The sequence below is a fragment of the Cupriavidus sp. WS genome (assembly GCF_000395345.1).
Lineage (GTDB): Bacteria > Pseudomonadota > Gammaproteobacteria > Burkholderiales > Burkholderiaceae > Cupriavidus > Cupriavidus basilensis_B.
Genome location: NZ_AQPL01000597.1, coordinates 1 through 4,067, shown reverse-complemented (window position 1 = coordinate 4,067; position 4,067 = coordinate 1). Strand labels below are relative to the sequence as shown.

Annotated in this window: 4 protein-coding genes; 1 reads left to right on the top strand and 3 read right to left on the bottom strand. The window is 68.8% G+C overall.

Going from position 1 to position 4,067, the window contains the following annotated elements:
* Nucleotides 1-60 precede the first annotated feature (60 nt).
* Nucleotides 61-1,389, bottom strand: coding sequence for a 23S rRNA (uracil(1939)-C(5))-methyltransferase RlmD (rlmD, locus tag K206_RS0135320; protein WP_020206968.1), 1,329 nt, complete (start codon nt 1,387-1,389; stop codon nt 61-63).
* Between the two features lie 332 nt (nt 1,390-1,721).
* Between rlmD and K206_RS0135315 the strand changes: the two genes are divergently transcribed.
* Nucleotides 1,722-2,591: an endonuclease/exonuclease/phosphatase family protein gene (locus K206_RS0135315; protein WP_020206967.1), complete on the top strand. Its 870-nt coding sequence runs from the start codon at nt 1,722-1,724 to the stop codon at nt 2,589-2,591.
* A 94-nt stretch (nt 2,592-2,685) separates the two neighbouring features.
* On the opposite strand, the gene K206_RS0135310 is transcribed toward K206_RS0135315, so the two are convergent.
* Nucleotides 2,686-3,534 carry a 3'-5' exonuclease gene (locus K206_RS0135310; RefSeq protein WP_029044439.1) on the bottom strand — a complete coding sequence of 283 codons (849 nt, stop codon included), beginning with the start codon at nt 3,532-3,534 and terminating at the stop codon, nt 2,686-2,688.
* Nucleotides 3,531-4,067 (bottom strand): sigma-70 family RNA polymerase sigma factor (locus tag K206_RS0135305; protein ID WP_020206965.1); only part of this gene is annotated, 537 nt, incomplete at its 5' end. The genes K206_RS0135310 and K206_RS0135305, both read right to left, overlap by 4 nt.

The window sequence follows — 4,067 nt, the reverse complement described above, 5'->3', positions numbered from 1 at the left end:
AAGCCTTTGACTTTGATGTTGATTTTAGGCAGTTGACTTTGAAGTCAAGCCCCTTACCTCTTACCCCCGATCAAACACCGCAATAGACTCCACATGCGAAGTATGCGGAAACATATTAACCACCCCTGCCCCCGACAACCGATAACCCGCCTCATGCACCAGCAGCCCCGCATCGCGCGCCAGCGTCGCCGGACTGCATGACACATAGACGATCCGCCGGGGCAGCACATCGCTGCCAGCCTGGGCCAGCTCGCCGAGCGCCTTGCACACCGCCAGCGCACCCTCGCGCGGCGGGTCGACCAGCCAGCGGTCGAAGCGGCCCAGCGCGGCGATGTCCTCGGCGCCGACCTCGAACAGGTTGCGGCAGGCGAACTCGGTCTTGTGGTCGAGCCCGTTGCGGGCGGCATTGGCCAGCGCCCGCGAGGTCAGCAGTTCGCTGCCTTCGATGCCCATCACCGAGCGGCCGCGCGTGGCCAGCGGCAGCGTGAAGTTGCCGATGCCGCAGAACAGGTCGAGCAGGCGGTCTTCCGGGCGGGCGTCCAGCAGGCGCAGCGCGCGGCCGATCAGCACGCGGTTGATCTGGTGGTTGACCTGGGTGAAGTCGGTCGGCTTGAACGGCATGCGGATGCCGAACTCCGGCAGCGTGTAGGCCAGCTCGCGGTCCAGCGGGTAGAACGGCGCCACCGTGTCCGGGCCCTTGGGCTGCAGCCAGAACTGCACGCCGTGCCGGTCGGCGAAGGCGCGCAGCAGGTCTTCGTCCGCGGCGGTGAGCGGCTCCAGGATGCGCAGCACCAGCACGGTCACGTCCTGGCCCACGGCCAGCTCGATCTGCGGTAGGCGATCGCGGATCGACAGCCCCGTCACCAGCTCGCGCAGCGGCACCAGCATGGCCGAGACATGCGGCGGCAGCACTTCGCAGCGCGTCATGTCGGCGACGAAGCTGCTCTTGCGCTCGTGGAAGCCCACCAGCACCCCGCCCTTCTTGGCCACGTAGCGCACCGTGAGGCGGGCGCGGTAGCGGTAGCCCCAGTCGGGGCCGGCGATCGGGCGGAACACCACGTCCGGGCGCAGCTTGGACAGGTGCCAGAGATCGTCCTCGAGCACGCGCTGCTTGATCGCCAGTTGCGCGCGCGAGTCCAGATGCTGCATCGAGCAGCCGCCGCACACGCCGAAATGCTGGCAGCCGGGCTTCACGCGCATCGGCGTGGCGTGCTTGATCTCGACCAGCGATGCCTGCTCGAAGCTGGCCTTGCGCTTGAAGCTGCGGTAGCTGACGGTCTCGCCGGGCAGCGCGCCCTCGACGAAGATGACCTTGCCGGGCGTACCGTCCTCGTTGACCAGCCGGCCGACGCCGCGCGCCTCCATGTCGAGGCTGTGGATCTGCACCACCGGCAGCGCGGCGTCCGGGGAAGCCGGAGGCGCGGCAGGAACGGGCGCGGAAGCAGGAACAAAGGCGGGAACAGAAGCGGGCACGGAAGCCGGCGATGCGGCTTGCACGCCATTTCCTGGCGCCGGTTGGGCTTGTGGTCGAGTCACGGCTTGGGACACCTGGGGAACTGTCATATTGTTTTGCGAAAGCGCGATTGTAGTCCAGACGCGGCCGCGTCCGGCCACGATGGCGGCGCCCGGCCGGCCTGAAACCAGCACGGGACAAGCGCTGCCGATTGGCGCAACATGGATGCTGCGCGCAAACCCGGGCCGGCAGCCGAGCAGGAGACGACATGGAACTGATCTCGTGGAACATCCAGTGGGGCCGCGGCGCCGACGGGCGCGTCGACCTCGCCCGCACCGTGCGGACCCTGCGCGCCATCGCCGACGCCGACGTGCTGTGCCTGCAGGAGGTGACGCGCGGCTACGCCGAACTCGCGGGCGGCCCCGGCGCCGACCAGGTGGCGGAGCTCACGGCCCTGCTGCCCGGCTACCGCATCCTCTACGCGCCCGGCGTGGACCGGCTGGACGCCGACGGCTCGCCACGCCAGTTCGGCAACCTGATCGCCACCCGGCTGCCGGTGCGCGAGGTGTTCCGCCATACCCTGCCCTGGCCCGCCGACCCGACCGTGCCGTCGATGCCGCGCGTGGCGCTGGAAGCCACCGTGGTGGCCGGCGAGCGCCACCTGCGCGTGATCTGCACCCACCTCGAGTATTACTCCACGCACCAGCGCGCGGCGCAGGCCGACGCGCTGCGCGTCTGGCACCGCGAGGCATGCGAGCATGCCAGCCAGCCGGGCCGGTGCGAGCACAAGCCCGGCCCGTTCACGCCCGAGCCGCGCCCGGTCTCGGCCGTGCTGTGCGGCGACTTCAACAGCGCGCCCGACGACATCGCCTACCTGCGCATGCTGGCCCCCTACGACAGCCCGCACGAGCCCGCCACGGTGGCGTGGCACGACGCCTGGATGCGCGCCCACCCGGGCCGGCCGCACGCGCCCACCTGCGCGCTGCACGACAAGGAGCAATGGCCGCAGCCGCCGTTCGCCTGCGACTTCGTCTTCCTGACCGAAGACCTGCTGCCGCAACTGCTGTGCTGCGAGGTGGACGGCGAAACGCAGGCCTCCGACCACCAACCCATCTACCTGTCGCTCGCGGACGAATAGCCGGCGGCCGGAGCCGCATGGCAAACGCCCCGGCGCGGCATGGCCGGACCGGGGCGCGACAGGACAGCCGGCAGAACCAGCCACCGCGGCGGGGTCAGATCTCGGGTTCTTCCTCGTCATCGCCGCCGGCGTACACCGGCTTGATGCGGAACGCGCGCAGGTAGTCCATCCACTGCGCGCCGGGCAGTTCGGCCAGCGACTGCTGCACGAACTCGACCTCGGTATCGAACTGCCGCGGCGTGAGGCCGCCGCGCATCAGCTGGAAGCGGCAGTACACCAGGTAGGTGTTGACGACGTCGGTCTCGCAGTAGTCGCGGATCGCGCCCAGCTGGCCATCCTGGTAGGCCTGCCAGACCTTGCTGCCGTCCATGCCCATCTTGCCGGGAAAGCCGCACAGCTTGGCGAGGTCGTCGAGCGGCGCGCTGGCGCGCGGCTGGTACATCGCCAGCAGGTCCATCAGGTCCAGGTGCCGCATGTGGTAGCGGCTGATGTAGTTGTTCCACTTGAATTCGCGGCTGTCGGACTCGCTGCCCTCGCCCATCTCCCAGTAGCGCGGCGCCACGATGCCGTGGACCAGCCCGCGGTAATGCAGCACCGGCAGGTCGAAGCCGCCGCCGTTCCACGACACCATCTGCGGCGAGTAGCGCGCCACGAGGTCGTAGAACTTCTGGATCAGCACGGCCTCGCCGTCTTCCGGCGTGCCGAGCGAGCCGACGTGGAACACCGGGCTGCCGTCGCGCTGGTTGCGCCGCAGGACGCACGAGATCGCGGCGACGCGCTGCAGGTAGTGGGGCAGGAAATCGCTGCCGTTCTTCTCGCGCCGCGCCGCGAAGGCATGCTCCGCGACTTCGGCGTCGGTCATGGAATCGGGATGGTCGTGGAGACGACGCAAACCATCGACATCGGGAATCGTCTCGATGTCGAATACCAGCACAGGTGTCATAGAACGGCGTCCTTGCGCACGCCTTGGGAAGCGAAATGGCGCTTGAGCTTGACCAGCGCCTCTTGCTGGATCTGGCGCACGCGCTCGCGCGTCAGCCCCATTTCCTCGGCAAGTTCTTCCAGCGTGGCCGGCTCGATATGGTTGAGTCCGAAGCGGCGCTCGACGACGTAGCGGTGTTTCTCCGACAGCCGCGCGAGCCACTGCTTCATCAGGTTTTCCAGCTCGCGGTGCGCGACTTCCTGATCGGGCGCGGCGTTATGCTCGTCCGAGAGGAAATCCAGCAGGCTGGAGCCGGGGTCGAGGTCGAACGGGGTGTCGAGCGAGGTGGTGTGCTCGTTGAGCGCGAGCACGTCCTGCACTTCGTCCGGGGTCTTGCCCAGCAGGTGGGCGATGTCTTCCAGGCTCGCGTCGCGCCCGTCCGTGCCGCCCTTCTCCAGATGGCGCTTGGCGCGCAGCACCTGGTTGAGCTCGCGGATGACATGGACCGGCAGGCGCACGGTGCGCGCCTGGTTCATGATGGCCCGCTCGATGCT

Coding starts and splice junctions, on each gene's coding strand:
- K206_RS0135315 (WP_020206967.1), top strand. CDS start 1,722: ATGGAACTGATCTCGTGGAACATCCAGTGGGGCCGCGGCGCCGACGGG.
- K206_RS0135310 (WP_029044439.1), bottom strand. CDS start 3,534: ATGACACCTGTGCTGGTATTCGACATCGAGACGATTCCCGATGTCGAT.